Origin of the sequence: Novosphingobium sp. (genome assembly GCF_040079535.1) — a bacterium.
Taxonomy (GTDB): Bacteria; Pseudomonadota; Alphaproteobacteria; order Sphingomonadales; family Sphingomonadaceae; genus Novosphingobium.
The window spans coordinates 1-3602 of record NZ_JBEBKB010000078.1 but is presented as its reverse complement, the minus strand read 5'-3'; the positions used below and the strand labels follow the sequence as shown (position 1 = coordinate 3602).

Here is a 3602-nt window from a genome sequence, read left to right as displayed (position 1 = left end):
GGGTATAGGTGGCCAGCACCTCATGCCCCGCCGCGACCAGCGCTTTCAACGCCGGGACAGCAAAGTCGGGGGTTCCCATGAAGATCACACGCATGGCGGCTTTGCCTTTCTTGAATGAGCGCCCTATCTGTCGGGGCATGGCATCGCAAGAGATCGAAGCACTGACCACCGCCTTGGCGCGGCTCCCGGGATTGGGGCCCCGCTCGGCGCGGCGCGCGGTGCTGTGGCTGATCAAACGGCGCGAGACTTCGCTGGTGGCACTATTGGCTGCGCTGGATGCCGTGCGCGAGGGGCTGATCGAATGCGCCACTTGCGGCAATGTTGATACCAGCAACCCGTGTGGGATTTGCACCGATCCGCGCCGCGATCCGCGCTCGCTGTGCGTGGTAGAAGAGGTGGCGGATCTGTGGGCGCTTGACCGGGCCAAGCTGTTCGCGGGCAAATACCATGTGCTGGGGGGACGGCTTTCTGCGCTGGAAGGGATCCGGCCAGAGGATCTGACGATCAGCGCGCTGATCGAGCGCGTCTCGCATGGCGGGATCGATGAAGTGGTGCTGGCGATGAACGCCACGCTGGAAGGCCAGACCACCGCGCACTACATCGCCGAACGGCTTGAAGCCTACCCTGTGCGGATCACCCAGCTTGCCCACGGTCTGCCGGTGGGCGGGGAACTCGATTACCTTGACGAGGGAACTTTGGCGCAGGCGCTTCGGGCGCGGCGACCAGTGGGTTGAGATTTTCCTGCAAGCCCACTATCTGCGCAAGCTATGGCTATCCGCGAAATTCTTGAAGTCCCCGATTCCCGCCTCAAGCAGGTCTCGGTCCCTGTAACCAAGTTCAATGCAGAACTGCGCGTTCTAGTCGAAGATATGTTCGAGACGATGTACGATGCGCCGGGTATTGGCCTTGCCGCGATCCAGCTGGGAGAGCCGCTGCGCGTGCTGGTGATCGATCTCCAGCCTGAAGACGAGGATGCGGAGCCCGAAGCCTGCAACCATGATGGCCATCACCATCATCACCAGCCGACCAAAAAGGAACCGCGGGTGTTCATCAATCCCGAGATCCTTGATCCGTCGGCCGACCATGCGGTCTATTCAGAAGGCTGCCTATCGGTGCCTGATATCTATGCCGATGTTGAACGCCCGGCCAGCATCCGTGCGCGTTGGCAGGATCTTGACGGCAAGGTCCATGAAGAGGCGATGGACGGGCTGATGGCAACTTGCCTGCAGCATGAAATGGATCACCTTGAAGGGATCCTGTTTATCGATCACCTCAGCCGGCTGAAGCGCGGAATGGCGCTCAAAAAACTGGAAAAGCTGCGCAAGGCGGCCTGATCGGGTTTCAACTCCGATCAGGCCATTGTGCTAACGATTGGCATTCCAGCTTAGTGTGTCTGCCGGGGCAGCAGCGCGAAAGCCAGCAGGTAAAGCAGACCAACCAGCAGCAATAGGTTGGCGTAGCCGGTAAATAGCGCCGCATATTCAAGGCATCCGCCAACAATCGTCCCCAACAGATTGATCGCAAAGGCGGCTTGCGAATCTCCGCTTTCGCGGAACCGTTTGGCAAAGGCGATATTGGCCATGAAGATCGGCGTGAAGGCCAGCAGCGTGGCGGCGATCAGGCGCGGCCAGAAATCGAGCCCTAGCAGCCAGGCTTCGGGCACCACATAGGCCAGGGCTAACGAAGCGGCGATCGCGGCATAGACCACCTTTAGCGGCGGCGTTGTCAGGCGGCGGGTTACCTCCACTGCCGCCAGCACGATCAGCAGAACTCCGCCAAAGACCAGCGCGTTAACAAACCATGTGGTGCCAAACAGCAGCGCAAAGGTGGCGATATTCTTGGTTTCAAGCAGCAGGAACGCGGCGCCCATGAAGAACAAGTCGGCATAGGGGCGCATCGGCTTCAGCGGTCCGCCCAATACCCGCACGGTTGCCAGCGAGGCTGTCAGGATCAGGACCAACACAATAGAGTACAATGGTGGAAAATTATCCCCGCGGAAATATAGGAACGGGGCGTTATCGCTGGCCGGTGCCATGATCTTGGCGGCGGTAACCGGCTGCCAATCGCTAACGCAATGTTGATCAGCCGGGGTCAGACCCACGGTAACCACCGCCTGCGCATCCGAAAAAGTATCGACGCAGGGCTTGTGACCAAAGGCAGCGGCGGCGGTGTTGGCCAGACGGTCGATCAGCCACGGTTCGCGGTAATAGTTGTACATCGAAAACGCGCCACCAGGCCGAAGCTTTTTGCGTACGGATTCCAGAGCTTCGCGGGTGAACAGAAAGCTTTCGAGCCGGATCTGCGACGCACCGCTGACCAAGGTTAGCGAATCCGGCAGCGCGAACAGGATCAGATCGTATTGCTTGTCGGTCCGCTGCAGAAATGCGCGGCCATCATTTATGTGACGGGTGACGCGAGGATCGTCATAAGGGCGGTCAATGTTGTATTGCTGGCCGATCTGCATGATCCGGGGATCGATATCGACCGCGTCGATATGTTTTGCCCCTTTGCCCAACGCGATCGCCACATCTGAGCCCGAACCGGCGCCCACGATAAGCACGTTGTCCAGCGTGTTGCCTGCAGTGCGCTGGTAGGGCGCGCCATAAATCTCTTCGGCCTGTTCAAGCTTGAAGCTGGCCGGTGCCATCAACTGGTGCGGAACGCCGTTGACCACGATCAGCTTGACGCCCGGCTTTGGTGTGCCGGGTTCGTGGGTCTCAACCTTGTAGTAGGGCGACCAGCTGACATTGGGCTGAAAGGTTTCGCGGCCCAGAACCACCAGCAGCAAGGCGCACCAGGCAGTTGCGACCAAGCGGCGCTCTTGGCCGGTAAGTGCGATTGCCATAACAGACACGATTACGCCCCAGACCAGCGAAGGTGCCCACATGAAGCTCAGCGCACTGAACATGACGATTCCAGCGAGAGAGCCAAGCAGATCATAGCGGTAGGCGGTAAGCGGGTCGAGATTGGCAAAGCAGCGCCCCACCAATTCGGCCGGGCCAGCCATAATCACTGCGACCAGCGCGAAAATCACCGGCAGCGCAAGCCAGGCCGGCGGGCCGGTCAAGGCCAGTGCGGTAAAGTAGATGACGTCAGATCCGCTGCGCTCGATCGAGACAGGAAAGAACGTCACGATCACCGTGAGCATAGCCAGGAGCGGCAGTGAGAACGGCCAGATCGACCATTCCTTGCGGCTGATCAGGAAGCCCGCGCCGATCCCCAGGAACGATCCCAGCAGCACGAAGTTCGAGAAATACGAAAGGTGGACAACGTTCGAGCCGAGCCAGCGGATCAGCGCCAGTTCTACAAACAGCATCATGGCTGCCGAAGCAACCAGGCGCCGCTGGGCATGGGATTGGCCTTTGGCATCAATCGGGCCAGTCGCTTTGGTATTCATGAACGTATTCCCCTGGATCTTCGCAAGAAGCGGTAGGACGAATATAGTTAACAATCCATCAACGCTGCGCGGTTTTGCCCGGTTGTGCGCGAAGTTGTGGGCAAGCAGATGCTCCGCTTGTGCTGTTCGGCAAAGCAGTTTATGTTCGCACTTCGTTCCAGATGTATGGCCGGTTTTGAATGGATTTTCTCAGCGTCGTTTTCGG

General features: G+C 59.3%; 3 protein-coding genes and 1 pseudogene. 2 read left to right on the top strand and 2 right to left on the bottom strand.

The genetic code is table 11. The annotated features are described in order from the left end of the window. Positions 1-169: pseudogene (locus ABL914_RS13800) on the bottom strand (methionyl-tRNA formyltransferase); the annotation flags it as partial. Here ABL914_RS13800 and recR point away from each other — a divergent pair. Next, a complete protein-coding gene (gene recR, locus ABL914_RS13795) occupies positions 138-734 on the top strand; it encodes a recombination mediator RecR (RefSeq protein ID WP_391563767.1) in 597 nt (198 codons plus the stop codon). The pseudogene ABL914_RS13800 and the gene recR overlap by 32 nt on opposite strands. 33 nt (positions 735-767) lie before the next feature. Next, entirely contained in the window at positions 768-1334 is a 567-nt protein-coding gene (gene def / locus ABL914_RS13790) for a peptide deformylase (protein ID WP_391563766.1), read from the top strand. 50 nt (positions 1335-1384) lie between these two features. Here the strand turns inward: def and ABL914_RS13785 are convergent, their stop codons facing one another. Beyond that, complete coding sequence (locus ABL914_RS13785) at positions 1385-3397, bottom strand: spermidine synthase (RefSeq protein ID WP_391563765.1); 2013 nt, start codon at positions 3395-3397, stop codon at positions 1385-1387. Between the last annotated feature and the right edge of the window lie 205 nt (positions 3398-3602).

What these genes read in the sequence shown, in the direction of transcription:
- def (WP_391563766.1), top strand. Translation starts at nt 768, where the DNA reads ATGGCTATCCGCGAAATTCTTGAAGTCCCCGATTCCCGCCTCAAGCAG.
- recR (WP_391563767.1), top strand. Translation starts at nt 138, where the DNA reads ATGGCATCGCAAGAGATCGAAGCACTGACCACCGCCTTGGCGCGGCTC.
- ABL914_RS13785 (WP_391563765.1), bottom strand. Translation starts at nt 3,397, where the DNA reads ATGAATACCAAAGCGACTGGCCCGATTGATGCCAAAGGCCAATCCCAT.